This is a genomic window from Kitasatospora sp. NPDC003701, from assembly GCF_053587085.1.
Genome location: NZ_JBSFNM010000009.1, coordinates 176949 through 199969 on the forward strand (window position 1 = coordinate 176949; position 23021 = coordinate 199969).

General features: G+C 70.6%; 18 protein-coding genes and 3 tRNA genes. 18 read left to right on the forward strand and 3 right to left on the reverse strand.

Features of this window, described 5'->3' with window-relative positions; translation table 11 throughout:
* Positions 1–146 precede the first annotated feature (146 nt).
* Positions 147–1418 (reverse strand): hydrolase, encoded by a 1272-nt coding sequence (locus ACWDRR_RS11830; protein ID WP_449772016.1) that lies wholly within the window; start codon positions 1416–1418, stop codon positions 147–149.
* Positions 1419–1671: 253 nt separating this feature from the next.
* On the opposite strand from ACWDRR_RS11830, the gene ACWDRR_RS11835 reads away from it, so the two are divergent.
* The 6 genes from ACWDRR_RS11835 to ACWDRR_RS11860 all read left to right on the forward strand — a co-directional run bounded on the left by ACWDRR_RS11835 (position 1672) and on the right by ACWDRR_RS11860 (position 4223).
* Positions 1672–1744: transfer RNA gene (locus ACWDRR_RS11835), tRNA-Thr, on the forward strand.
* Between the two features lie 43 nt (positions 1745–1787).
* Positions 1788–1860 (forward strand) — tRNA-Met (locus ACWDRR_RS11840).
* A gap of 83 nt (positions 1861–1943) precedes the next feature.
* The gene (gene rpmG, locus ACWDRR_RS11845) at positions 1944–2108 is read left to right on the forward strand and encodes a 50S ribosomal protein L33 (protein ID WP_006604855.1); all 165 of its coding nucleotides are present in this window, start codon (positions 1944–1946) and stop codon (positions 2106–2108) included.
* 115 nt (positions 2109–2223) lie between these two features.
* Positions 2224–2682, forward strand: a complete 459-nt coding sequence (locus ACWDRR_RS11850) for an FAS1-like dehydratase domain-containing protein (protein ID WP_449772017.1) — start codon at positions 2224–2226, stop codon at positions 2680–2682.
* A gap of 4 nt (positions 2683–2686) precedes the next feature.
* A complete protein-coding gene (locus ACWDRR_RS11855) occupies positions 2687–3109 on the forward strand; it encodes a MaoC family dehydratase (RefSeq protein ID WP_449772018.1) in 423 nt (140 codons plus the stop codon).
* Between the two features lie 70 nt (positions 3110–3179).
* Positions 3180–4223, forward strand: coding sequence for a UDP-N-acetylmuramate dehydrogenase (locus ACWDRR_RS11860; protein ID WP_449772062.1), 1044 nt, complete (start codon positions 3180–3182; stop codon positions 4221–4223).
* Positions 4224–4266: 43 nt separating this feature from the next.
* Here the strand turns inward: ACWDRR_RS11860 and ACWDRR_RS11865 are convergent, their stop codons facing one another.
* Both ACWDRR_RS11865 and ACWDRR_RS11870 read right to left on the reverse strand, forming a co-directional pair.
* A complete protein-coding gene (locus tag ACWDRR_RS11865) occupies positions 4267–5346 on the reverse strand; it encodes an adenosine deaminase (protein WP_449772019.1) in 1080 nt (359 codons plus the stop codon).
* 96 nt (positions 5347–5442) lie between these two features.
* Positions 5443–6690, reverse strand: a complete 1248-nt coding sequence (locus ACWDRR_RS11870) for a pyridoxal phosphate-dependent aminotransferase (RefSeq protein WP_449772020.1) — start codon at positions 6688–6690, stop codon at positions 5443–5445.
* 252 nt (positions 6691–6942) lie between these two features.
* On the opposite strand from ACWDRR_RS11870, the gene ACWDRR_RS11875 reads away from it, so the two are divergent.
* From ACWDRR_RS11875 to ACWDRR_RS11930, 12 genes are all read left to right on the forward strand, one after another.
* Positions 6943–7015 (forward strand) — tRNA-Trp (locus tag ACWDRR_RS11875).
* Between the two features lie 149 nt (positions 7016–7164).
* On the forward strand, positions 7165–7518 hold the full coding sequence (secE, locus tag ACWDRR_RS11880; RefSeq protein WP_449772021.1) for a preprotein translocase subunit SecE: 354 nt from the start codon (positions 7165–7167) through the stop codon (positions 7516–7518).
* A 212-nt stretch (positions 7519–7730) separates the two neighbouring features.
* Positions 7731–8651, forward strand: a complete 921-nt coding sequence (gene nusG / locus ACWDRR_RS11885) for a transcription termination/antitermination protein NusG (RefSeq protein WP_449772022.1) — start codon at positions 7731–7733, stop codon at positions 8649–8651.
* Positions 8652–8831: 180 nt separating this feature from the next.
* Positions 8832–9266: a 50S ribosomal protein L11 gene (rplK, locus tag ACWDRR_RS11890; RefSeq protein WP_148644356.1), complete on the forward strand. Its 435-nt coding sequence runs from the start codon at positions 8832–8834 to the stop codon at positions 9264–9266.
* Positions 9267–9342: 76 nt separating this feature from the next.
* A complete protein-coding gene (gene rplA / locus ACWDRR_RS11895; protein WP_449772023.1) occupies positions 9343–10065 on the forward strand; it encodes a 50S ribosomal protein L1 in 723 nt (240 codons plus the stop codon).
* Positions 10066–10269: 204 nt separating this feature from the next.
* Positions 10270–11061 carry a hypothetical protein gene (locus tag ACWDRR_RS11900; protein WP_449772024.1) on the forward strand — a complete coding sequence of 264 codons (792 nt, stop codon included), beginning with the start codon at positions 10270–10272 and terminating at the stop codon, positions 11059–11061.
* 90 nt (positions 11062–11151) lie between these two features.
* A complete protein-coding gene (locus tag ACWDRR_RS11905) occupies positions 11152–11985 on the forward strand; it encodes a hypothetical protein (protein ID WP_449772025.1) in 834 nt (277 codons plus the stop codon).
* A gap of 357 nt (positions 11986–12342) precedes the next feature.
* Positions 12343–13212, forward strand: coding sequence for a hypothetical protein (locus ACWDRR_RS11910; protein WP_449772026.1), 870 nt, complete (start codon positions 12343–12345; stop codon positions 13210–13212).
* A 338-nt stretch (positions 13213–13550) separates the two neighbouring features.
* Positions 13551–14114, forward strand: coding sequence for a 50S ribosomal protein L10 (gene rplJ / locus ACWDRR_RS11915; protein ID WP_352286328.1), 564 nt, complete (start codon positions 13551–13553; stop codon positions 14112–14114).
* Between the two features lie 90 nt (positions 14115–14204).
* Positions 14205–14585 carry a 50S ribosomal protein L7/L12 gene (rplL, locus tag ACWDRR_RS11920; protein WP_329488166.1) on the forward strand — a complete coding sequence of 127 codons (381 nt, stop codon included), beginning with the start codon at positions 14205–14207 and terminating at the stop codon, positions 14583–14585.
* A gap of 804 nt (positions 14586–15389) precedes the next feature.
* The gene (gene rpoB, locus ACWDRR_RS11925) at positions 15390–18866 is read left to right on the forward strand and encodes a DNA-directed RNA polymerase subunit beta (RefSeq protein WP_449772027.1); all 3477 of its coding nucleotides are present in this window, start codon (positions 15390–15392) and stop codon (positions 18864–18866) included.
* Between the two features lie 104 nt (positions 18867–18970).
* Positions 18971–22864, forward strand: coding sequence for a DNA-directed RNA polymerase subunit beta' (locus ACWDRR_RS11930; RefSeq protein WP_449772028.1), 3894 nt, complete (start codon positions 18971–18973; stop codon positions 22862–22864).
* Positions 22865–23021 lie beyond the last annotated feature (157 nt).

The following is a 23021-nucleotide window of genomic DNA, read 5'->3' on the forward strand; positions in this document are numbered from 1 at the left end:
GAGAGCGGCCCTGCTCCATGTGGGGGATGCCGGGGCCGCTCCGCCGCCTCGGCGGCCGACCGGTGGGGGAGGGGCGCGCGAGCAACGACGCGCGCCCCTATCACCCGATCGGCCCCGGGCAGGGCCCGTCGCCGGGCGTGCGGCACTCAGCCCCCGCCCGTGCTCCCCGACTGCCGCGGCAGCGCCAGCGCCACCGTGTCGGCGAACTCCCGGACGGCACTGGTCCGGCTGACGATCCGCCCGCTGTGCACCACCAACCGGCTGTGGCCGCCCGCGAGCGCCCCCGCCAGGCTGTCCCCGCGCACCGCCAGCAGCTCCGCCGGGAACCCGGCGTCCACCCGGACCGGCGGCAGCCCGAGCGCCGCCCGGGCCTGGTTGGCCACCGCGTCGTACGCCGCCTCCACGTCCAGCATCCCGCTCGCCGCCAGCAGGTAGGCGGCCTCCAGCGGATCGGCCCGGCCCACCGGATTGGCCGGGTCGCGCAGCGAGCCGCTGCCCGCCGCGAGCGGCACCCGGGCCTGGGCCAGCTCGCGTGCCAGCCCCGGCCGCATCCCGGCCGCCCGGCCCTCCAGCCCACTGCAGCAGCCGTTCTGCGGCAGGCAGACCACCCGGACGCCACTGCTGGCCAGCACCGTCGGGCCGCCCGGCGCCAGCGCCCCGCACGGGCCGAGCACCACCCGGGGCCGCAGCGGGGCGAGCGCACTCGCCAGCCGGGCCAGCTGCGCCGCGTCGGCCCCCGTGGTGTGCAGGTCCACCCCGCAGTCCGCGTCCCGGGCGGCCTCCAGCAGCACCTGGACGTACCCGGCCGGGTCCGGGTCCAGCTCCGGGCAGCCGCCGGCCGCGGTGGCGCCCAGCTTGAGCGCGTCGCGCAGCTGGGCCCGGCCGTCCGCGCCGGCCCGGCCGGTGAGCAGCCGGGGCATCGCGACGGCCTGCAGTTCGGCCAGGCCGCGCAGCGCCTGCCGGGCGGTGAGCACCGCCTCCAGCCGGCGCAGCCCGTGCACGTCGCCGATCCGGACGTGGGTGCGCTGCGCGGTGGCGCCGTAGCCGAGCGAGGTGAGCGCGGCCTCGGTGACCCGGCGGGTGAGGTCGGTGGAGGTCTCCGGCGGCGGCGCGGGCAGCGCGGCGGAGAAGGCGACGTCGTAGTGGGCGTGCGCCTCGGCGGGGGCCGGCAGCAGCAGGTAGCCCTTGAGGTCGATCCGGGCGCCGGTGGTGGCCGTGGGGGCGCCGGGGAGGGCGGGCAGCGGGCCGAGGCTGCCGGTGGTGCCGACGGCCTGGATGCGGTCGCCGCTGATCCGCACGTCCACCACCCGGCCGTCGGCGAGCCGGGCGTCGGTGAGCAGCAGGACGGGGCCGTGCCCCAGCGGGTTGGCGGCCGGGCCGGAGCCGGGGTGCGGCCCGTCGGAGGGTGCGCTGTCCATCGCCCGGTTCCTCCTCGCGCTGGCCCGTCCAGATCCCCGGCCCGTCCCGATCAATGAGCGACGAGCCTATGGCGCCGGGGCGCGGGGTGCGGGGAGGCGGGCAATAGTCGTATCGGGTCGGGCCGCGCCCCGCGGAGGCCGTTCGAACACCCGGCCTTCGATCGCCTGCCCGTGCACCTCGCCCACCTGCGGTCTTCGCGCCGGGATACGGATTTCACCTCTGGGCGCGGAACGTGTAATCTCTTCCTCGTTCGCCCCTATAGCTCAGTCGGTAGAGCGTCTCCATGGTAAGGAGAAGGTCTGCGGTTCGATTCCGCATGGGGGCTCTGGTGAGAAGGAGTCAGCTTCGGCTGTGCTCCGGATCACTGTGGCGGTGTAGCTCAGTTGGTAGAGCAAGCGGCTCATAATCGCTGTGTCACCGGTTCAAGTCCGGTCACCGCTACCCCGCGTAGTCGGTCGGGAGATCGCACTCCCGGTCGGCTACTCTTGTTGTGTTCTTATTCATTGTCCAAGGAAGGCACTCCCGTGGCTGCCACCGATGTCCGCCCGAAGATCACGCTGGCCTGCGTGGAGTGCAAGGAGCGGAACTACATCACCAAGAAGAACCGGCGTAACGACCCGGACCGTCTTGAGATGAAGAAGCACTGCCCCCGCTGCAACTCGCACACCGCGCACCGCGAGACCCGCTGACCCTGTCGCGTGTCTGCGGGCCTGTGTGACTACAGGTCTACGACTCCGGGCCGTACCCCTCACAGGGTGCGGCCCGGAGTCTTTTCGTCATTCACCGCGCTCTTGAGGAGCTGCCATGGCACTCGACCCCTCCTTCATCGGGCGGACCTACCCGCCCACCGAACCGTACGAGGTCGGCCGGGAGAAGATCCGCGAGTTCGCCGTCGCCGTGGGCGACGCCAACCCGGCGTACACCGACCCGGAGGCCGCCAAGGCGTTCGGCCACCCGGACGTCATCGCCCCGCCGACCTTCCCCTTCGTACTCACCTACCGGGCCGCCGGCCAGGTGGTCGAGGACCCGCAGCTGGGCCTGGACTACAGCCGCGTGGTGCACGGTGACCAGAAGTTCGCCTACACCCGTCCGGTGCGGGCCGGCGACCGGCTCTCGGTCGCGGTGACCATCGACAACATCAAGTCGCTCGCGGGCAACGACGTGCTCACGGTGCGCGGCGAGGTGACGGACGAGACCGGCGAGCACGTGGTGACGTCGGTCATGACCCTGGTGGCCCGGGCCGCCGACGAGGCGGGGGAGTAACACGATGGCGATCAGCTACGACGAGGTCGCGGTCGGCACCGAGCTGCCGGCCCGGTCCTTCCCCGTGACGCGCGCCGCGCTGGTGCAGTACGCGGGCGCCTCCGGCGACTTCAACCCGATCCACTGGAACGAGAAGTTCGCCCTGGAGGTCGGCCTGCCCGACGTCATCGCGCACGGCATGTTCACCATGGCCGAGGCGATCCGGGTGGTCACCGACTGGGTCGGCGACCCGGGCGCGGTGGTCGAGTACGGGGTGCGCTTCACCCGGCCGGTGATGGTGCCCAACGACGGCGTCGGCTCCGTGATCGACGTCACCGCCAAGGTCGCCAAGCTGCTGGACGACCGCAAGGTGCAGGTCGACCTGCTGGCGACCTACGGCGGCCAGAAGGTGCTGGGCATGTCCCGCGCCGTCGTCCGGCTGGTCTGAGCCGCCGGTCCGTGCCGACGGAGGCGGCGGGGAGGGGCCGACCGGCCCCTCCCCGTACGCTGGGGGCGTGCTGGTAGAACTCGACGCCCCCCTCGCCCCGCTGACCACCCTGCGGCTCGGCGGTCCCGCCCGCCGGCTGGTGACCGCGCAGACCGACGAGGACGTGATCACCACCGTCCGGGAGGCCGACGCGGCCGGCGAGCCCCTGCTGGTCCTCGGCGGCGGCTCCAACCTGGTGATCGGCGACGCCGGCTTCGCCGGGACGGTGCTGCGGATCGCCACCACCGGCTTCGCGCTGGACGGCACCACCCTGGAGCTGGCCGCCGGCGAGGTCTGGGCCTCGGCCGTGGCCCGCACGGTGGACGAGGGGCTGGCCGGGATCGAGTTCCTGGCCGGCATCCCCGGTTCGGCCGGCGCCACGCCGGTCCAGAACGTGGGCGCGTACGGCCAGGAGGTCGCGCAGTCCGTCACCGAGGTGGTCGCCTACGACCGCCGGGCCGGCGAGACGGTGACCCTCTCCAACGCCGAGTGCGAGTTCTCCTACCGGCACAGCCGCTTCAAGGCCGACCCGGAGCGCTACGTCGTCCTGCGGGTCCGCTTCGGCCTGCGGGACGACGGCGGGCTCTCCACCCCGGTCGCCTACGCCGAGACGGCCAGGCACCTGGGCGTCGAGCAGGGCGAGCCGGTCGGACTGCGCGAGGCCCACGAGGCCGTGCTGCGGCTGCGCGCCGGCAAGGGCATGGTGCTCGACCCGGCCGACCACGACACCTGGTCGGCGGGCTCCTTCTTCACCAACCCGGTGCTGTCCGCCGAGCAGTACGGCGCCTTCCTGGCGCTGGCCGCCGAGCGCGAGCTCACCGCCCCCGCCTACCCGGCGCCGGACGGCCGGACCAAGACCTCGGCGGCCTGGCTGATCGACAAGGCCGGCTTCGGCAAGGGCTACGGCACCGGCCCGGCCACCCTCTCCACCAAGCACACCCTGGCCCTGACCAACCGCGGCGCGGCCACCGCCGAGGACCTGCTGGCGCTGGCCCGCGAGATCCGCGACGGCGTCCGGGCGGCGTTCGGCGTGGAGCTGGTCAACGAGCCGGTCATGGTGGGCGTCGAGCTCTAGCCGGCGGTCGGGCTCCGGTCGGCGGTCGAGCCCCGGCCGGCGGTCAGCTCGGGGCGGCCGTCAGGTCCGGGGCGGCCGGCAGGCTGGGGGCGCCGCCGTCGCCCAGCCAGGTGTCGATGTCCGCCAGCAGCTCCTTCCGGACGCTGTCCGGCGCGCGCGAGCCGCGCACCGACTGGCGGGCCAGCTCGGCGAGTTCGGCGTCGGAGAAGCCGAGCACGTCGCGGGCCAGGTCGTACTGGGCGGCCAGCCGGGTGCCGAACAGCAGGGGGTCGTCGGCGCCCAGCGCCAGCGGCACGCCCGCGTCGAACAGCCGGCGCAGCGGGACGTCCTCGGCCCGCTCGTAGACGCCCAGCGAGACGTTGGACGACGGGCAGACCTCGCAGGTGATCTGGCGGTCGGCCAGCCGCTGCATCAGCCGGGGGTCCTCGGCGGCCCGGACGCCGTGGCCGATCCGGCCCGCGCCCAGGTCGTCCAGGCAGTCCCGGACCGACTCCGGCCCGGCCAGCTCGCCGCCGTGCGGGGCGGCCAGCAGCCCGCCCTTGCGGGCGATGTCGAAGGCCCGGTCGAAGTCCCGGGCGAGGCCGCGCCGCTCGTCGTTGGAGAGGCCGAAGCCGACCACGCCCCGGTCGGCGTAGCGGACGGCGAGCCGGGCCAGCGTCCGGGCGTCCATCGGGGACTTCATCCGGTTGGCCGCGACCAGCACCCGGATCCCGACGCCGGTGGCCCCGGCTGCCTGCTCCACCGCGTCCAGGATCAGTTCGAGGGCGGGGATCAGACCGCCGAGCCGGGGCGCGTACGAGGTCGGGTCGACCTGGATCTCCAGCCAGCGCGAGCCGTCCCGGCGTTCGTCCTCGGCGGTCTCCAGGACCAGCCGGCGGATGTCGGACTCGTCGCGCAGGACCGAGCGGGCCGTGTCGTAGAGGCGCTGGAAGCGGAACCAGCCGCGTTCGTCGGTCGCCCGCAGGCTGGGCGGCTCGGCGGAGCTGAGCGCCTCCGGCAGCCGGACGCCGTGCTTGTCGGCCAGCTCCAGCAGCGTGGCGGGCCGCATCGAGCCGGTGAAGTGCAGGTGGAGGTGGGCCTTCGGGAGGTCCCTGACGTCTCGCGGTTCTGGCAGGCGTTCCATTCGCCGATACTGCCGCATCGGGCCCCGATACGGGAACCGCCCCCTTCACGTCCCCCGAAGGGGTGAAAAGGGGGCGGTCGCGGAGGAGCGGGCCCGTCAGGCGGTCGCCTCGCCGAGCAGCTTCTGCATCCGGCCGACGCCCTCGACCAGGTCGGCGTCGCCCAGCGCGTAGGAGAGCCGCAGGTAGCCCGGGGTGCCGAAGGCCTCGCCGGGAACGACCGCGACCTCGGCCTCGTCCAGGATCAGCGTGGCCAGCTCGGCGGAGCTCTGCGGGCGCTTGCCGCGGATCTCCTTGCCCAGCAGGCCCTTGACCGACGGGTAGACGTAGAACGCGCCCTCGGGCTCGGGGCAGACGACGCCCTCGATCTCGTTCAGCATCTTGACGATGGTCTTGCGGCGCCGGTCGAAGGCGGTGCGCATCTCGTGCACGGCGGCGAGGTCGCCGCTGACGGCGGCGAGCGCGGCGCGCTGCGCGACGTTGGAGACGTTCGAGGTGGCGTGCGACTGCAGGTTGGTCGCGGCCTTGACCACGTCCTTGGGGCCGATCACCCAGCCCACCCGCCAGCCGGTCATGGCGTAGGTCTTGGCCACGCCGTTGACGACGATGGTCTTGTCCGCGAGCTCGGGCAGCAGGGCCGGCAGCGAGGTGAACTTCGCGTCGCCGTAGACCAGGTGCTCGTAGATCTCGTCGGTCAGCACCCAGAGGCCGTGCTCCAGTGCCCACTCGCCGATGGCCCGGGCCTCGGCCTCGGTGTAGACCGCGCCGGTCGGGTTGGACGGCGAGACGAAGAGCACCACCTTGGTGTTCTCGGTGCGGGCGGCCTCCAGCTGCTCGACCGAGACCTTGTAGCCGGTGGTCTCGTCGGCCACGACCTCCACCGGCACACCGCCGGCCAGCTGGACCGACTCCGGGTAGGTCGTCCAGTACGGGGCCGGGACGATGACCTCGTCGCCCGGGTCGAGGATCGCGGCGAAGGCCTCGTAGATCGCCTGCTTGCCGCCGTTGGTCACCAGCACCTGGGAGGCGTCCACCTGGTAGCCGGAGTCGCGCAGCGTCTTGGCGGCGATCGCGGCCTTCAGCTCCGGCAGACCGCCGGCCGGGGTGTAGCGGTGGTTCTTCGGGTCACGGCAGGCCTCGACGGCCGCCTCGACGATGTAGTCCGGGGTGGGGAAGTCCGGCTCGCCGGCGCCGAAGCCGATGACCGGCCGGCCGGCCGCCTTGAGGGCCTTGGCCTTGGCGTCCACGGCGAGGGTCGCGGACTCGGCGATCGCGCCGATCCGGGCGGAGACCCGGCGGTCGGCGGGGCGGACGGAACTGTCGGGCTGCGGGGTGGAAGCGCTCATGCCTGCATGGTCGCAGAACCGGGACGGACCGGGCATGGGGGTTTCACCATATGTACGGGCTCGTCCACATGGCGGCCCGAACGTGGTCCGGTCGGTGGTCGGTCGTGAAAGAAGAGGTTCGACCAAACGCCCCTCGACCACGTATGCTCACTCCTCGACGGCCACCGAGAAGCCACGACTTCCACTGCCTGTGCATGCAGCAGCGGGAGATGCGGTAGGTTGGTGGTCGCTACAGGAGCCGCAAGGCACCGTAGGGCAATAGCTCAATTGGTAGAGCACCGGTCTCCAAAACCGGCGGTTGGGGGTTCAAGTCCCTCTTGCCCTGCTGCTTGATCCGTATTCAGCCCGTTCGCTCCACAGAGCGAGCGGGCTTGATGCGGAGAGGGCACCGAACAGCACCGCTTTAGCCGGCCGCTCGTGCCCCGTCGGGTACGCAGGTGATGCTCGGCAGGACCCGGATTCAGGTGAGGACGAGTGACGGAGACCACGGGCTCCACCGCAACGCCTGAGAGCGGCAACCCCGAGGGTGCCGACGGCGCTGACGAGACCACGCCTGCCGAGGGCGATGGCAAGGGATCGCGCCGCGACCGCAAGCGGGCGGGCCGCGCGGACAAGAAGTCCGGCAAGCGCGCCAAGAAGGGCGTCTTCGCCCGGCTCGCGCTGTTCTACCGCCAGATCATCGCGGAGCTGCGCAAGGTCGTCTGGCCCTCCCGCAACGAGCTGGTCAACTACACCACAGTGGTGGTCGTGTTCGTCGTGGTCGTGATGGCGTTTGTCGCCGGCCTCGACTACGGCTTCTCGAAGCTCAGTCTCTGGGTCTTCGGCTGACCGACCGGTCCCACCTTCGAAACAGCTTCCCGACCCGGGCCGATTCTTCGGTCCGGGTCGAGCTGTCGGCGCCGGACGTACGAGGCCGCTACCGTTGACTCGGTACTGTTGAAGTCTCCGAGTCATCTCCTGGCGCCCGCGTGAAGCGGAGCGGCGCCGGAGCGGTCCCGGAGCGCGCCACCTTCACCATCTCCAGGAAAGAAGCAGCCACCGTGTCTGAGTCCCCCCTGTACGACGCCGACGAGACCGTCCGCGAGGCGGATGTCGCCGCCGAGCTGGACGCGGCCGAGCTGGCTGACGAAGCCGAGGCCGCCGAGCAGATCGTGGACGCCGCGGACAGCGACGAGGACGAGGTCGCGGCGGACGACGAGGCCGAGGCCGGCGAGCCCGCCGAGGAGGCCGCGCTGCACGTGGAGTCCGACGAGGAGCCCGCCGCCGAGGAGCTCGACGCCGAGGCCGCCGAGGACGAGGACGAGGCTGCGGACGAGGTCGAGGCCGAGGACGAGGCCGCCGAGGAGGCCGTCGAGGTCGACCCGGTCGCCAAGTTCCGCGAGGACCTGCGCTTCATGCCCGGCGAGTGGTACGTGATCCACACCTACGCGGGCTACGAGAACCGGGTGAAGCAGAACCTGGAGCAGCGCGCGGTCTCCCTCAACGTCGAGGAGTACATCTTCCAGGCCGAGGTGCCGCAGGAGGAGGTCGTCCAGATCAAGAACGGCGACCGCAAGACCATCCGCCAGAACAAGCTCCCCGGCTACGTCCTGGTGCGCATGGACCTCACCCCGGAGTCCTGGGGCGTCGTGCGCAACACCCCCGGTGTCACCGGCTTCGTCGGCAACGCCTACGACCCGTACCCGCTGACCCTGGACGAGGTCGTCAAGATGCTCGCCCCCGACGTCGAGCGCCAGGCGGCCAAGGAGGCCGGCAAGCCCTCGCCGGTCAAGCCGAGCGAGATCCAGGTCCTGGACTTCGAGGTCGGCGACTCGGTCACCGTCACCGACGGCCCCTTCGCCACCCTGCAGGCGACCATCAACGAGATCAACCCGGACTCGAAGAAGGTCAAGGGCCTGGTCGAGATCTTCGGCCGCGAGACCCCGGTCGAGCTCTCCTTCGACCAGATCCAGAAGAACTAGCACGGCCGGAAGAACTCGTACGAGTCTTCGGCTTCGGGGCGGGGCTTCGGCTCCGCCCCGAAACCGTTTTGGTCCAGCGGCGCATCCGCGTTAGCCTGGTCCGATGTGTGTGCTGGCGGTCGGGTGTCGCCCCGGCTCGGCACACACCAGCAATCACCTCTCGGAAGGACCCGGAGAGAAATGCCTCCCAAGAAGAAGAAGGTCACGGGGCTTATCAAGCTCCAGATCAACGCCGGTGCGGCCAACCCGGCGCCGCCGGTCGGCCCCGCGCTGGGCCAGCACGGCGTCAACATCATGGAGTTCTGCAAGGCCTACAACGCCGCGACCGAGTCGCAGCGCGGCATGATCGTGCCGGTGGAGATCACGGTCTACGACGACCGCTCCTTCACCTTCATCACGAAGACGCCGCCGGCCGCGCGCCTCATCCTGAAGGCCGCGGGCGTGGACAAGGGCTCGGCCGAGCCGCACAAGACCAAGGTTGCCAAGCTCACGGCCGCCCAGGTCCGCGAGATCGCCACGGTCAAGCTCCCCGACCTGAACGCCAACGACCTGGACGCCGCGTCGAAGATCATCGCCGGCACCGCCCGGTCGATGGGCATCACGGTCGAGGGCTGATCACCCTTCTCGTCCATGTGGTAGGGCCTGCGCGGCCCGTCCATACCACGACTCCATTCCCCATTCAGGAGCAGCAGTGAAGCGCAGCAAGGCTCTGAAGGCCGCGGACGCACAGGTCGACCGCGAGCGCCTTTACGCCCCCCTCGAGGCCATCCGCCTCGCCAAGGCGACCAGCACCACCAAGTTCGACGGCACCGTCGAGGTCGCCATGCGTCTGGGCGTCGACCCGCGCAAGGCCGACCAGATGGTCCGCAGCACCGTGATCCTCCCGCACGGCACCGGTAAGACCGCTCGGGTCCTGGTCTTCGCGACCGGCGAGCGTGCCGAGGCCGCGCGTGCTGCGGGCGCCGACATCGTCGGCTCCGACGAGCTCATCGACGAGGTCGCCAAGGGCCGCCTCGACTTCGACGCCGTCGTCGCCACCCCGGACCTCATGGGCAAGGTCGGCCGCCTGGGCCGCGTGCTCGGTCCCCGTGGCCTGATGCCGAACCCGAAGACCGGCACCGTGACCCCGGACGTGGCCAAGGCCGTGAACGAGATCAAGGGCGGCAAGATCGAGTTCCGCGTCGACAAGCACTCGAACCTGCACTTCATCATCGGTAAGGCCTCCTTCACCGACGTGCAGCTGGTCGAGAACTACGCCGCCGCGCTGGACGAGGTGCTCCGCGCCAAGCCGTCCGCCGCCAAGGGTCGCTACATCAAGAAGACCGCGATCAGCACCACGATCGGCCCCGGCATCCTGGTGGACCCGAACCGCACCCGCAACCTCCTGGTCGAGGAGGACCCGGCCGCCGTCTGAGCCCTGAGCTCCGACCGGTAGCCGCGTCCTGGGCGCAGCAGTAGTCCGTACGACGGGCCCGTACCCCCTCACCGGGGGTGCGGGCCCGTCGTCGTGTCCGGATCGAGATCCGGGCGGTGGGGAACTCCCGGGCGGGTCGTCGTACGCTCGGCCGGTCCGATCATCCGATCGACGCGTGATCGCAGCCGACCGCCGGAGTGTGCCGTGCCGCCCGCCCTTCGCCCCGCCGCCTGGGGGGCGGCCCTGCTGGTGCTCGCCAGCGGCCTGACCGCGTGCAGCCTGCTGGCCGTCTCGGGGGACCGCACCCCGCAGGGCACGCCCGCGACCGTCCGGCCGCCCAAGCAGGTGCTGCTCGCGGCCGCGCAGACGCTGGACGACACCGGCGGCGCGCACGTCGAGGTGGTCGAGGAGGGGCCGGCCGGCCGGCGCACCGCCACCGGCACGGTGTTCTGGGGGGCCCGGGAGGCGGCCGAGCTGACCGTCACCGACGAGCGGGGCACCGGCCGGCTGCACAGCCAGGACGGCACGATCGACCTCGGGTACGAGGGGGCGCCGCCGATGCGGGCCGAGCGGGCCGAGGCCGAGTCGCTCGACCCGCGCGCGGTCCGGGGGACGGGCGGCTACGCGGGCGGCTGGATGTCCGGCCTGGTCTCCAATCCGGGCGACTCGGTGTACGGCATGGCGCTGGCCGGCCGGCTCACCTCGCTCGGCGGGGAGCAGCTGGCCGGCGGCATCGTGGCGCACTACCGGGGCAGCGCGCCGGTGGCCGAGTTCTTCGCCGTCGACCAGGGCCTCACGCCCGAGCGGCTGGCGGTGGTGCTCGGGTACTACCGCGAGCGCGGGGTCACCGCCATCGGCTACGACTTCTGGGTCGCGCCCGGGGACCGCCTGCTCCGGCTGCGTGCCACCGCGGCGGGCAGCGCCGGAACCGTGGTCACCACGACGGACGTCTCCGACCCCGTGGCGAGCACCGAGAGCCCGGCCCCGGCCGGGTAGGCGGGGCCGCCGCGTGCGGTGGGGGAGGGGCCCGGCGATCCATTAGAGTCCGCTGGGTATTTCTGATGATCGGTCAATGGGGGGCTCTTCATGCGCATCGTGCGCCTTGCATCCGTCGCTGTCGCGGCGACCGTCCTGGCCGCCGGGTTGTCGGCCTGCAGCAGCAGCGGTACCGGTGGTACGGCGGACACCAAGGCCGCCGGGGACGCGATCGCCGGCAAGGTGGCGGACCTCGACCCCCGGGCGGCGCTGGCCGCGTCGGCCGTGGTGATGCAGCGGGCCGGCAACGGCTCCCTCACGCTGGCCACCGACGGCGACACCCTGACCGGCAGCGGCGACTGGCGGCAGCAGACCCTCGTCGACCTGGCCGGCAAGTCCAAGGGGGGCACCAGGGCACGCGTGCTGGGCGACGACGTCTACCTCGGCGGCGGCCCCGAGACGACGGTCGTGCTGGGCGGGCGGCACTGGGCCAAGGTCGGCCCGAAGGACCCGGTCGTCGGCTCGATGTCGCTGGTGTTCCTGACCATGGCGCAGCTGACCAACCCGGTCCTCCAGCTGTCGGCGGCGGCCCAGAGCGGCAAGCTCACCAAGATCGGTACGGAGACGGTGGCCGGGGGCCAGGCCACCCACTACCGCGCCGTCGAGGACGCCGCCAAGCTGATCGAGAGCCTGACCATGCTCTCCGCCGACCAGCGCGCGGCCGTCAAGCAGACGCTCGACACCGGCGGCAGCACGCTGACCGTGGACTTCTGGATCAACGCGGGGCAGCAGCTCGTCCAGCTCAAGGAGTACGGCGACAAGGGCGGCGAGGCCTCGGCCGTCACCGTCGGCTACACGGGCCTCGGTGCCGCGCCCAAGATCGAGGCGCCGGCCGCGAGCGACGTCGGCTCGGGCGCCGACCTCGCCAAGGGCTTCAAGTTCTGACCCGGACCGGGTGACCCGGTCGGCCGTTCCAGGGCGGCCGGGCGGCGGGGCCGGCCGACCGGAGGAGCCGGGCGGACGGGCCGGGCGGGGGCGGGCCGTTCGACGTCACCGTCACCCGACCGGGCGGCGGGGCCACGGTTTCCGGCGCCTCGCCCGGCCCGGCCGGGGTGCCGGACTTCGCCGACACCGCCCGGGAGGCCGAGGGGGGCGCCGCCGGCCGACCGGCCCCCTGGTGGCATGGTGGCTGGGACAGCGGCCGAGCACAGCGGCCGGGAACAGGGCAGCCGGGACAGGCGGCCGAGGACGGGGCGTCCCGCGGCGGGACCGCCGCGGCGACCGGACGGAAGGGGAGGGGGCATGGCGGTGCGGCAGCGACTGGCGGCCATGACGGCCGCGGTGCTCCTGGCGAGCGGCCTCACCGCGTGCGGCGGCGGCGGGGGCGGTGCCGCGACGGCGACGCCCTCCACCGGCACCCCGACGACGAGCAGCGCCTCCCCGACCGGGCCGGCCAAGCCCACCGACCGGTCGCCGCACGGCGTCCTGCTCTCGGCCCAGCTCGCCATGCAGACCGCCCGCCGGGCCAAGGTCGGCTACCGGCTGGGGGCGGACGCCGGCACCGGCCCGCTGTTCTGGCAGCCGAAGACCGCGCTCCAGGTCAAACGTTCCACCCCGGCCGAGGCCGAGCAGCTGATCGTCGTGGACACCGTGGCCTACCAGGGCGGTGACGCGGCCACCGCGGCCCGACTGGGCGGCAAGCACTGGGAGCGCTTCTCCGGGGCGCCGAGTGCGGACGGCCACCGGGAGATCCCGTACGCCGGGCTGATCGACCTGCTCAACCCGGTCGAGGCGCTGGCCGCCGCGACCGCCGACGGCGTCGAGGCGCAGTTCGTCGGCGAGGAGAAGTTCGAGGACTCGACGGTCGAGCACTACCGGGTCACCACCGACGCCGAGCGGTACGCGGCCGCCCAGGTCCAGCTGAGCCAGGCCCGCCGGGACGGCCTGCGGACCGCGCTGGCCCCCGGCGGGTCCGTCTCGCTGACCCTCGACCTGTGGCTGAACGACAAGGACCAGCTGGTCAGGATGCAGCGGACCGGCACCGGGGAGAGCGGCCGGGCGGACGACGCGGTGCTCTACAGCGACTTCGCCGGCACCCTCTCGGTGCAGGCCCCGGCCGAGGCGGACACCGTGGACGCGGGCACCCGCAGCGTCTCCCCGCTGGCCCGCTGAGGGCCGGAGGTGGGCGATTTGCCCCGGACGGCGGAGTCCGGCTAGTGTTACCGAAGCCAAAGACCGCTGGTTGTCGCCGTGCGCTCGCGAGAGACACGGGGGCCGAAGGATCTGCGATTCGTCGCAGGCAGCCCGCGCAGGATTGTTTGGAGCTTGGACTTCCGGGTCCCGCGTGTTCGCACGTGGATCTGTAGAGGTCGAACTGAGCCCCGTGCGCCTGCGCACCGGGGCTCATCTGCTTTCCGCAGGAGCTTTCCTTCCGTCCGGTGGTCCGAGGCTCGAATGGTCGACTTTCGCGGTCGGCCCGACTTCGACATCACGGAAGGAGGCGTAAGCCTATGGCTAGGCCCGACAAGGCTGCCGCCGTCGCCGAGATCACGGAGCAGTTCCGTGCCTCGAGCGCGGCCGTGCTGACCGAGTACCGCGGTCTGACGGTGAAGCAGGTTAAGACCCTGCGTCGCTCGCTGGGTGACAACGCCCAGTACGCCGTGGTGAAGAACACGCTGACCAAGATTGCGGCCAATGAGGCCGGGATCACGGAGCTCGACGACCTGTTCGCCGGTCCGACGGCTGTCGCCTTCGTCACCGGTGACCCGGTGGAGTCGGCGAAGGCTCTGCGTGACTTCGCCAAGGAGAACCCCGCTCTCATCATCAAGGGCGGTGTCCTTGACGGTAAGGCGCTGACCGCCGATGAGATCAAGAAGCTCGCGGACCTCGAGTCCCGCGAGGTGCTGCTCGCCAAGCTGGCCGGCGCTCTGAAGGGCAAGCAGTCCCAGGCTGCCGCGCTCTTCCAGGCCCTGCCGTCGAAGCTCGTCCGCACTGTGGACGCGCTGCGCGACAAGGTCGAGCAGGGCGGTGCCGGTACGCCGGCTCCCGCCGCCGAGGACGAGGCCGCGGAGTAATTCCGCAGGCTCACGCCTCGCTGCGGGCCCGTACGCCCGCCAACCCGTACATACGGCACCACCTGCCGAATTAGTGGAAGGACGCCAATCATGGCGAAGCTGACCCAGGACGAGCTGCTCGCGCAGTTCGAGGAGCTCACCCTCATCGAGCTCGCCGCCTTCGTGAAGGCGTTCGAGGAGAAGTTCGACGTCACCGCTGCCGCTCCGGTCGCCGTTGCCGCCGCCGGTGGCGCTGCCCCGGTCGAGGCTGTTGAGGAGCAGGACGAGTTCGACGTCATCCTCGACGGTGCCGGCGACAAGAAGATCCAGGTCATCAAGGAGGTGCGCACCCTGACCTCCCTCGGCCTGAAGGAGGCCAAGGACCTCGTTGACACCGCTGGTGCCAAGGTCCTGGAGAAGGTTGCCAAGGACGTTGCCGAGAAGGCCAAGGCTGCCCTCGAGGCCGCTGGCGCCAAGGTCACCGTCAAGTGACTCCTCTCCGGCCCTGAGGGCCGGGAGGCAGCCGCACGCCCTCATTGAGGGCGGAGGCTGCCGGAGGCCGGGCCGATCACCCTTGCGGGTGGTCGGCCCGGCCTTTTCGCGTTCCCGGCCGCGGGCGGGCCGGGGCGGCCCGGAGGCAGGCCGCAGGCGGGTCGGCGGCGGCCCGGGAAGGCCCCGCGGCGGGCCCGGCGGCCCGGGTGCGCGGGTGTGGCCGAGAGCGCACTCGGCACTGTCGGTCCGGGCGGGTATGGTGATCGCTGTCATCGAGAGTGGCCCTCACCACGGCTTCTGTAACGCCGGGAGGGTTCCGGGCGATGAACGGGTCGAGGTCCGTGCCGGAGGCAGGCCCTTGACGAACCAGGCGCGGCGCGCGATTCTCGTGGCGCGAGTCCGCCCCGGTTGGTTCGCTGGTGGATGCATAACCAGCGGCTCCGGAGGGAAGTGACTCCACGTGAGTCGAAGCGGCCCGGCAGCGTCCGGGCCCGTGCAGTACCCGGTGGGCGTTCGCGTCCGCCGGCTACCGGGAGGAGTCTCCGATTCGGTTTCCGAATCAGAGCTGGACAGCAGTGTGCCGTTTGGCTACACTGTCCCTTTGCGCTGCCTGTTAGCTGCTCCGTGACTCGTCGCCCGGAGTTTGCGTTGCCCTGAAGGGGTCTGGCACCGCCTCCGCAAAACGGCTCTGACCTCGGGTTTCACCCCAGGCGGAGGCCAGTGGCGAGGGAGGTGGGACCAAGCCTTTCCAGGCCCGGCCGGTACGCGCGCAGTGAGCTCCGAGCCCTCGGAAGGACCCCCCTCTTGGCCGCGCCGCGCAACGCCTCGAACAATTCCGCCGCATCCACCGCCCCGCTCCGCGTCTCGTTCGCGAAGATCAAGGAGCCCCTCGAGGTCCCGAACCTCCTGGCCCTGCAGACCGAGAGCTTTGACTGGCTGCTCGGCAACGCGGCCTGGAAGTCCCGGGTCGAGGCGGCCCTGGAGAGTGGTCAGGACGTCCCCACCAAGTCCGGTCTGGAGGAGATCTTCGAAGAGATCTCCCCGATCGAGGACTTCAGTGGGTCGATGTCGCTGACCTTCCGCGACCACCGTTTCGAGCCGCCGAAGAACTCCATTGACGAGTGCAAGGACCGCGACTTCACGTTCGCGGCCCCGCTCTTCGTCACGGCCGAGTTCACCAACAACGAGACCGGTGAGATCAAGTCTCAGACGGTCTTCATGGGCGACTTCCCGCTCATGACCCACAAGGGCACGTTCGTGATCAACGGCACCGAGCGTGTCGTCGTCTCGCAGCTCGTCCGCTCCCCGGGTGTGTACTTCGACTCCACCCTGGACAAGGTGTCCGACAAGGACATCTACTCCTGCAAGGTCATCCCCTCGCGTGGTGCCTGGCTGGAGATGGAGATCGACAAGCGCGACATGGTCGGCGTCCGCATCGACCGCAAGCGCAAGCAGTCCGTCACCGTGCTGCTCAAGGCGCTCGGCTGGACCAACGAGATGATTCTCGAGGAGTTCGGCGAGTACGAGTCGATGCGCGCCACCCTGGAGAAGGACCACACCCAGGGCCAGGACGACGCGCTCCTCGACATCTACCGCAAGCTGCGCCCGGGCGAGCCGCCCACGCGCGAGGCCGCGCAGACGCTTCTGGAGAACCTCTACTTCAACCCGAAGCGCTACGACCTCGCCAAGGTCGGCCGTTACAAGGTCAACCGCAAGCTGGGCAACGCCGAGTCGCTCGACTCCGGCGTGCTCACCGAGCCCGACATCATCGGTGCGATCAAGTACCTGGTGAAGCTGCACGCGGGCGAGACCGAGTGGCGTGACACCGAAGGCCGCGACATCGTGGTCGAGGTCGACGACATCGACCACTTCGGCAACCGTCGTCTGCGCAACGTCGGCGAGCTCATCCAGAACCAGGTCCGTACGGGTCTCGCCCGTATGGAGCGCGTCGTGCGCGAGCGCATGACCACCCAGGACGTCGAGGCGATCACGCCGCAGACCCTGATCAACATCCGGCCGGTCGTCGCCTCCATCAAGGAGTTCTTCGGCACCAGCCAGCTGTCGCAGTTCATGGACCAGACGAACCCGCTGTCGGGCCTGACCCACAAGCGCCGTCTGTCCGCCCTCGGCCCCGGTGGTCTCTCCCGTGAGCGCGCCGGCTTCGAGGTCCGAGACGTGCACCCCTCGCACTACGGGCGCATGTGTCCGATCGAGACCCCCGAAGGCCCGAACATCGGTCTGATCGGGTCGCTGGCCTCGTACGGCCGGGTCAACGCGTTCGGCTTCATCGAGACCCCGTACCGCAAGGTCATCGAGGGTGTCGTCACCGAGCAGGTCGACTACCTCACGGCCGACGAGGAGGACCGCTACGTCATCGCGCAGGCCAACGCCCCGCTGACGGCGGAGCTGACCTTCGCCGAGCCGCGTGTCCTGGTCCGCCGCCGTGGCGGCGAGATCGACTACATCCCGGGCACCGAGATCGACTACATGGACGTCTCGCCGCGCCAGATGGTGTCGGTCGCGACCGCCATGATCCCGTTCCTCGAGCACGACGACGCCAACCGCGCGCTCATGGGCTCGAACATGATGCGCCAGGCGGTGCCGCTGCTGAAGAGCGAGGCTCCGCTGGTCGGTACCGGCATGGAGTACCGCTGCGCCGTCGACGCCGCGGACGTCATCACCGCCGAGAAGGCCGGTGTCGTCCAGGAGGTCTCGGCCGACTACGTCACCGTGGCCAACGACGACGGCACGTACACCACGTACCGCGCCGCCAAGTTCACCCGCTCGAACCAGGGCACCGCCTTCAACCAGAAGGTGCTCGTGGACGAGGGCGCCCGGGTCGAGTCCGGCCAGGTGCTGGCCGACGGCCCGTGCACCGACGAGGGCGAGATGGCCCTCGGCAAGAACCTGCTCGTGGCGTTCATGTCGTGGGAGGGTCACAACTACGAGGACGCGATCATCCTGTCGCAGCGCCTCGTGCAGGACGACGTCCTCTCCTCGATCCACATCGAGGAGCACGAGGTCGACGCCCGTGACACCAAGCTCGGCCCCGAGGAGATCACCCGGGACATCCCGAACGTCTCCGAGGAGGTCCTCGCCGACCTCGACGAGCGCGGCATCATCCGCATCGGCGCCGACGTCGTCACCGGCGACATCCTGGTCGGCAAGGTCACGCCCAAGGGCGAGACCGAGCTGACCCCGGAGGAGCGCCTGCTCCGCGCGATCTTCGGCGAGAAGGCCCGTGAGGTCCGCGACACCTCGCTGAAGGTGCCGCACGGTGAGTCCGGCAAGGTCATCGGCGTCCGCGTCTTCGACCGCGAAGAGGGCGACGAGCTGCCCCCGGGCGTCAACCAGCTGGTCCGCGTCTACGTGGCCCAGAAGCGCAAGATCACCAACGGTGACAAGCTCGCCGGCCGTCACGGCAACAAGGGCGTCATCTCGAAGATCCTGCCGGTCGAGGACATGCCGTTCCTGGAGGACGGCACCCCGGTCGACATCATCCTCAACCCGCTGGGTGTCCCGTCCCGAATGAACCCGGGACAGGTCCTGGAGATCCACCTCGGGTGGCTCGCCAAGCAGGGCTGGGACGTCTCCGGGCTGGCCGACGAGTGGGCCCAGCGCCTGCAGGCGATCGGCGCCGACACCGTCCAGGGCGGCACCAACCTCGCCACCCCGGTCTTCGACGGCGCCCGCGAGGACGAGATCACCGGTCTGCTGGACAACACCACCCTCACCCGTGACGGTGAGCGCCTGGTGAACTCCACGGGCAAGGCCCGGCTGTTCGACGGCCGCTCCGGCGAGCCGTTCCCGATGCCGGTCTCGGTCGGCTACATGTACATCCTCAAGCTGCACCACCTGGTCGACGACAAGCTGCACGCCCGCTCGACCGGTCCGTACTCGATGATCACCCAGCAGCCGCTCGGTGGTAAGGCGCAGTTCGGTGGTCAGCGCTTCGGTGAGATGGAGGTGTGGGCCCTCGAGGCGTACGGCGCGGCCTACGCGCTGCAGGAGCTCCTCACCATCAAGTCCGACGACGTTCTCGGCCGCGTGAAGGTCTACGAGGCCATCGTCAAGGGCGAGAACATCCCCGAGCCCGGCATTCCCGAGTCCTTCAAGGTCCTCATCAAGGAAATGCAGTCGCTCTGCCTCAACGTGGAGGTGCTGTCCTCGGACGGCCAGTCCATCGAGATGCGGGACTCCGACGAGGACGTGTTCCGCGCCGCCGAGGAGCTCGGCATCGACCTGTCCCGGCGCGAGCCGAGCAGCGTCGAAGAGGTCTGACGGAGGCCGGGCCGGCTCCCCGCAACCCGGGAGCCGGCCCGCCCCCAGGCCCCCCTCAGACCACATGAACGACTCTCGACTTACGAAAGAGGGCTTGACGACCAGTGCTTGACGTCAACTTCTTCGACGAGCTCCGCATCGGCCTGGCCACCGCCGACGACATCCGCCAGTGGTCGCACGGCGAGGTCAAGAAGCCGGAGACCATCAACTACCGCACCCTGAAGCCGGAAAAGGACGGGCTCTTCTGCGAGAAGATCTTCGGCCCCACCCGTGACTGGGAGTGCTACTGCGGCAAGTACAAGCGCGTCCGCTTCAAGGGCATCATCTGTGAGCGCTGCGGCGTCGAGGTGACCCGCGCCAAGGTGCGCCGTGAGCGGATGGGCCACATCGAGCTGGCCGCTCCGGTCACCCACATCTGGTACTTCAAGGGTGTCCCGTCCCGCCTGGGCTACCTGCTCGACCTGGCGCCGAAGGACCTCGAGAAGGTCATCTACTTCGCCGCCTACATGATCACCTGGGTCGACGACGAGCGCCGCCAGCGCGACCTCCCGTCCCTGGAGGCGCACGTCTCGGTCGAGCGCCAGCAGATCGAGAACCGCCGCGACTCCGACCTCGAGGCCCGTGCCAAGAAGGCCGAGACCGACCTGGCCGAGCTGGAGGCCGAGGGCGCCAAGGCCGACGTGCGCCGCAAGGTGCGCGAGGGTGCCGAGCGCGAGATGAAGCAGCTGCGCGACCGTGCGCAGCGCGAGCTCGACCGCCTCGACGAGGTGTGGGCCCGCTTCAAGAACCTCAAGGTCCAGGACCTCGAGGGCGACGAGCTGCTCTACCGCGAGCTGCGCGACCGCTTCGGCACCTACTTCTCCGGCTCGATGGGCGCGGCGGCCCTCAAGGACCGCCTCGAGACCTTCGACCTGGCGGAGGAGTCCGAGCGCCTGCGCGAGATCATCCGCACCGGCAAGGGCCAGAAGAAGACCCGTGCGCTCAAGCGCCTCAAGGTCGTCTCGGCGTTCCTGCAGACCACCAACAAGCCCAACGGCATGGTGCTGGACTGCGTCCCGGTCATCCCGCCGGACCTGCGTCCGATGGTGCAGCTGGACGGTGGCCGCTTCGCGACCTCCGACCTGAACGACCTGTACCGCCGCGTGATCAACCGCAACAACCGCCTGAAGCGCCTCCTCGACCTCGGTGCCCCCGAGATCATCGTGAACAACGAGAAGCGCATGCTCCAGGAGGCCGTCGACGCGCTGTTCGACAACGGCCGTCGTGGTCGCCCGGTCACGGGCCCCGGCAACCGCCCGCTGAAGTCCCTCAGCGACATGCTGAAGGGCAAGCAGGGTCGTTTCCGTCAGAACCTGCTCGGCAAGCGAGTCGACTACTCGGCCCGTTCGGTCATCGTCGTCGGCCCGCAGCTCAAGCTGCACCAGTGCGGTCTGCCGAAGGCCATGGCGCTGGAGCTCTTCAAGCCGTTCGTGATGAAGCGCCTGGTCGACCTCAACCACGCGCAGAACATCAAGTCGGCCAAGCGCATGGTCGAGCGTGCCCGCCCGGTCGTGTGGGACGTGCTCGAAGAGGTCATCGCCGAGCACCCGGTGCTGCTGAACCGTGCACCCACCCTGCACCGCCTCGGCATCCAGGCCTTCGAGCCCCAGCTGGTCGAGGGCAAGGCCATCCAGATCCACCCGCTCGTCTGCACCGCGTTCAACGCGGACTTCGACGGTGACCAGATGGCCGTCCACCTGCCGCTCTCCGCGGAGGCGCAGGCCGAGGCCCGCATCCTGATGCTGTCCTCGAACAACATCCTGAAGCCGGCCGACGGTCGCCCCGTCACCATGCCGACCCAGGACATGGTGCTCGGTCTGTTCTTCCTCACCTCGGACCGGGAGAAGGTGAAGGGCGACGGCCGCTCCTTCTCCTCGACCGCCGAGGCGGTCATGGCGTTCGACGCCAAGGAGCTGGACGTCCAGGCCGTCATCGACGTCCGCCTGCCGATCGGCACCGTCCCGCCCCGCGGCTGGACCCCGCCGGTCGACGAGGACGGTCAGCCGGCCTGGTTCGAGGGCGAGTCCTTCCGCCTGCGCACCACCCTGGGCCGCGCGCTCTTCAACGAGCTGCTGCCCGAGGACTACCCGTTCGTCGACTACGAGGTGGGCAAGAAGCAGCTCTCCGCGATCGTCAACGACCTGGCGGAGCGCTACCCCAAGGTCGTCGTCGCGGCGACCCTGGACAACCTGAAGGCGGCCGGCTTCCACTGGGCCACCCGCTCGGGTGTCACCGTCTCGATCTCGGACGTCGTCGTCCCGCCGCAGAAGGCCCAGATCCTCGAGGGCTTCGAAGCGCAGGCCGAGAAGATCCAGAAGCAGTACGAGCGCGGTCTGATCACCAACGACGAGCGCAAGCAGGAGCTCATCGGCATCTGGACCCGGGCGACCAACGAGGTCGCCGAGGCGATGAACGCCAACTTCGAGAAGACCAACCCCATCTTCATGATGGTGGACTCGGGCGCTCGAGGAAACATGATGCAGATGCGTCAGATCGCCGGTATGCGTGGTCTGGTGTCGAACGCGAAGAACGAGACGATCGCCCGTCCCATCAAGGCGTCGTTCCGTGAGGGCCTCACCGTTCTCGAGTACTTCATCTCGACCCACGGTGCCCGTAAGGGTCTGGCCGACACCGCTCTGCGTACCGCCGACTCCGGTTACCTCACCCGTCGTCTGGTCGACGTCTCCCAGGACGTCATCATTCGCGAGGAGGACTGCGGCACCGAGCGCGGCCTGAAGCTTGCGATCGGCACCGTCGGTGCCGACGGCGTCCTGCGCAAGACGGACGACGTCGAGACCAGCGTCTACGCCCGCATGCTCGCCGAGGACATCACGGTGGACGGCAAGCTCCTCGCCACCGCCAACACCGACCTCGGTGACGTGCTGATCGACGAGCTGATCCGCCACGGCATCAGCGAGGTCAAGACCCGCTCGATCCTGACCTGTGAGTCGGCCGTCGGCACCTGTGCCTTCTGCTACGGCCGCTCGCTGGCCACCGGCAAGCTGGTCGACATCGGTGAGGCGGTCGGCATCATCGCCGCCCAGTCCATCGGTGAGCCCGGTACCCAGCTGACCATGCGTACCTTCCACACCGGTGGTGTGGCCGGTGACGACATCACGCAGGGTCTGCCCCGTGTCGTCGAGCTCTTCGAGGCCCGTACCCCCAAGGGTGTGGCCCCGATCTCGGAGGCGCAGGGCCGGGTCCGCATCGAGGACACCGAGAAGACCCGCAAGCTGGTCGTCACGCCGGACGACGGCACCGACGAGATCGCCTACCCGGTCTCGAAGCGTGTGAAGCTGCTCGTCAGCGAGGGCGAGGCGGTCGAGGTCGGCCAGAAGCTGACCATGGGTGCCACCAACCCGCACGACGTGCTGCGGATCATGGGCCAGCGTGCCGTCCAGATCCACCTGGTCGCCGAGGTCCAGAAGGTCTACAACTCGCAGGGTGTGTCGATCCACGACAAGCACATCGAGATCATCATCCGGCAGATGCTGCGCCGCGTGACGATCATCGAGTCGGGCGACGCCGAGCTGCTCCCGGGCGAGCTCGTCGAGCGCGGCCGCTTCGAGACCGAGAACCGTCGTGTGGTCTCCGAGGGCGGTCACCCCGCCTCCGGCCGTCCGCAGCTGATGGGTATCACCAAGGCCTCGCTGGCCACCGAGTCCTGGCTGTCGGCCGCCTCCTTCCAGGAGACGACCCGGGTCCTCACCGACGCGGCGATCCACGCCAAGTCGGACCCGCTGCTGGGCCTCAAGGAGAACGTCATCCTCGGTAAGCTCATCCCGGCCGGTACGGGTCTGCCCCGCTACCGCAACATCCGGGTCGAGCCGACCGAGGAGGCCAAGGCCGCGATGTACTCGGCCGTCGGCTACGACGACTACGACCTGTCGCCCTTCGGCGCCGGCTCCGGCCAGGCCGTTCCGCTGGACGACTACGACTACGGCCCGTACACCGGCTGAGTCCACGGTCACCGAACCGCCGGGCGGTCACCCCTCACGGGGTGGCCGCCCGGCGGCGTTCCCGGGGGCTCCAGGGCCCCGCAGGGGCCTTCCGCGGCACCGGGTGGCGGCCTCGTCCGCGCGTCCTCCGTGGCACCCCGCGGGGCCGCTCGTCGGG

Bases quoted from the DNA above. Each gene is read 5' to 3' on its own strand.
- ACWDRR_RS11830 (WP_449772016.1), bottom strand. From the start codon at position 1,418: ATGGACAGCGCACCCTCCGACGGGCCGCACCCCGGCTCCGGCCCGGCC.
- ACWDRR_RS11850 (WP_449772017.1), top strand. From the start codon at position 2,224: ATGGCACTCGACCCCTCCTTCATCGGGCGGACCTACCCGCCCACCGAA.
- ACWDRR_RS11855 (WP_449772018.1), top strand. From the start codon at position 2,687: ATGGCGATCAGCTACGACGAGGTCGCGGTCGGCACCGAGCTGCCGGCC.
- ACWDRR_RS11865 (WP_449772019.1), bottom strand. From the start codon at position 5,346: ATGGAACGCCTGCCAGAACCGCGAGACGTCAGGGACCTCCCGAAGGCC.
- ACWDRR_RS11870 (WP_449772020.1), bottom strand. From the start codon at position 6,690: ATGAGCGCTTCCACCCCGCAGCCCGACAGTTCCGTCCGCCCCGCCGAC.
- rplK (WP_148644356.1), top strand. From the start codon at position 8,832: ATGCCTCCCAAGAAGAAGAAGGTCACGGGGCTTATCAAGCTCCAGATC.
- ACWDRR_RS11905 (WP_449772025.1), top strand. From the start codon at position 11,152: ATGCGCATCGTGCGCCTTGCATCCGTCGCTGTCGCGGCGACCGTCCTG.
- ACWDRR_RS11910 (WP_449772026.1), top strand. From the start codon at position 12,343: ATGGCGGTGCGGCAGCGACTGGCGGCCATGACGGCCGCGGTGCTCCTG.
- rplJ (WP_352286328.1), top strand. From the start codon at position 13,551: ATGGCTAGGCCCGACAAGGCTGCCGCCGTCGCCGAGATCACGGAGCAG.
- rplL (WP_329488166.1), top strand. From the start codon at position 14,205: ATGGCGAAGCTGACCCAGGACGAGCTGCTCGCGCAGTTCGAGGAGCTC.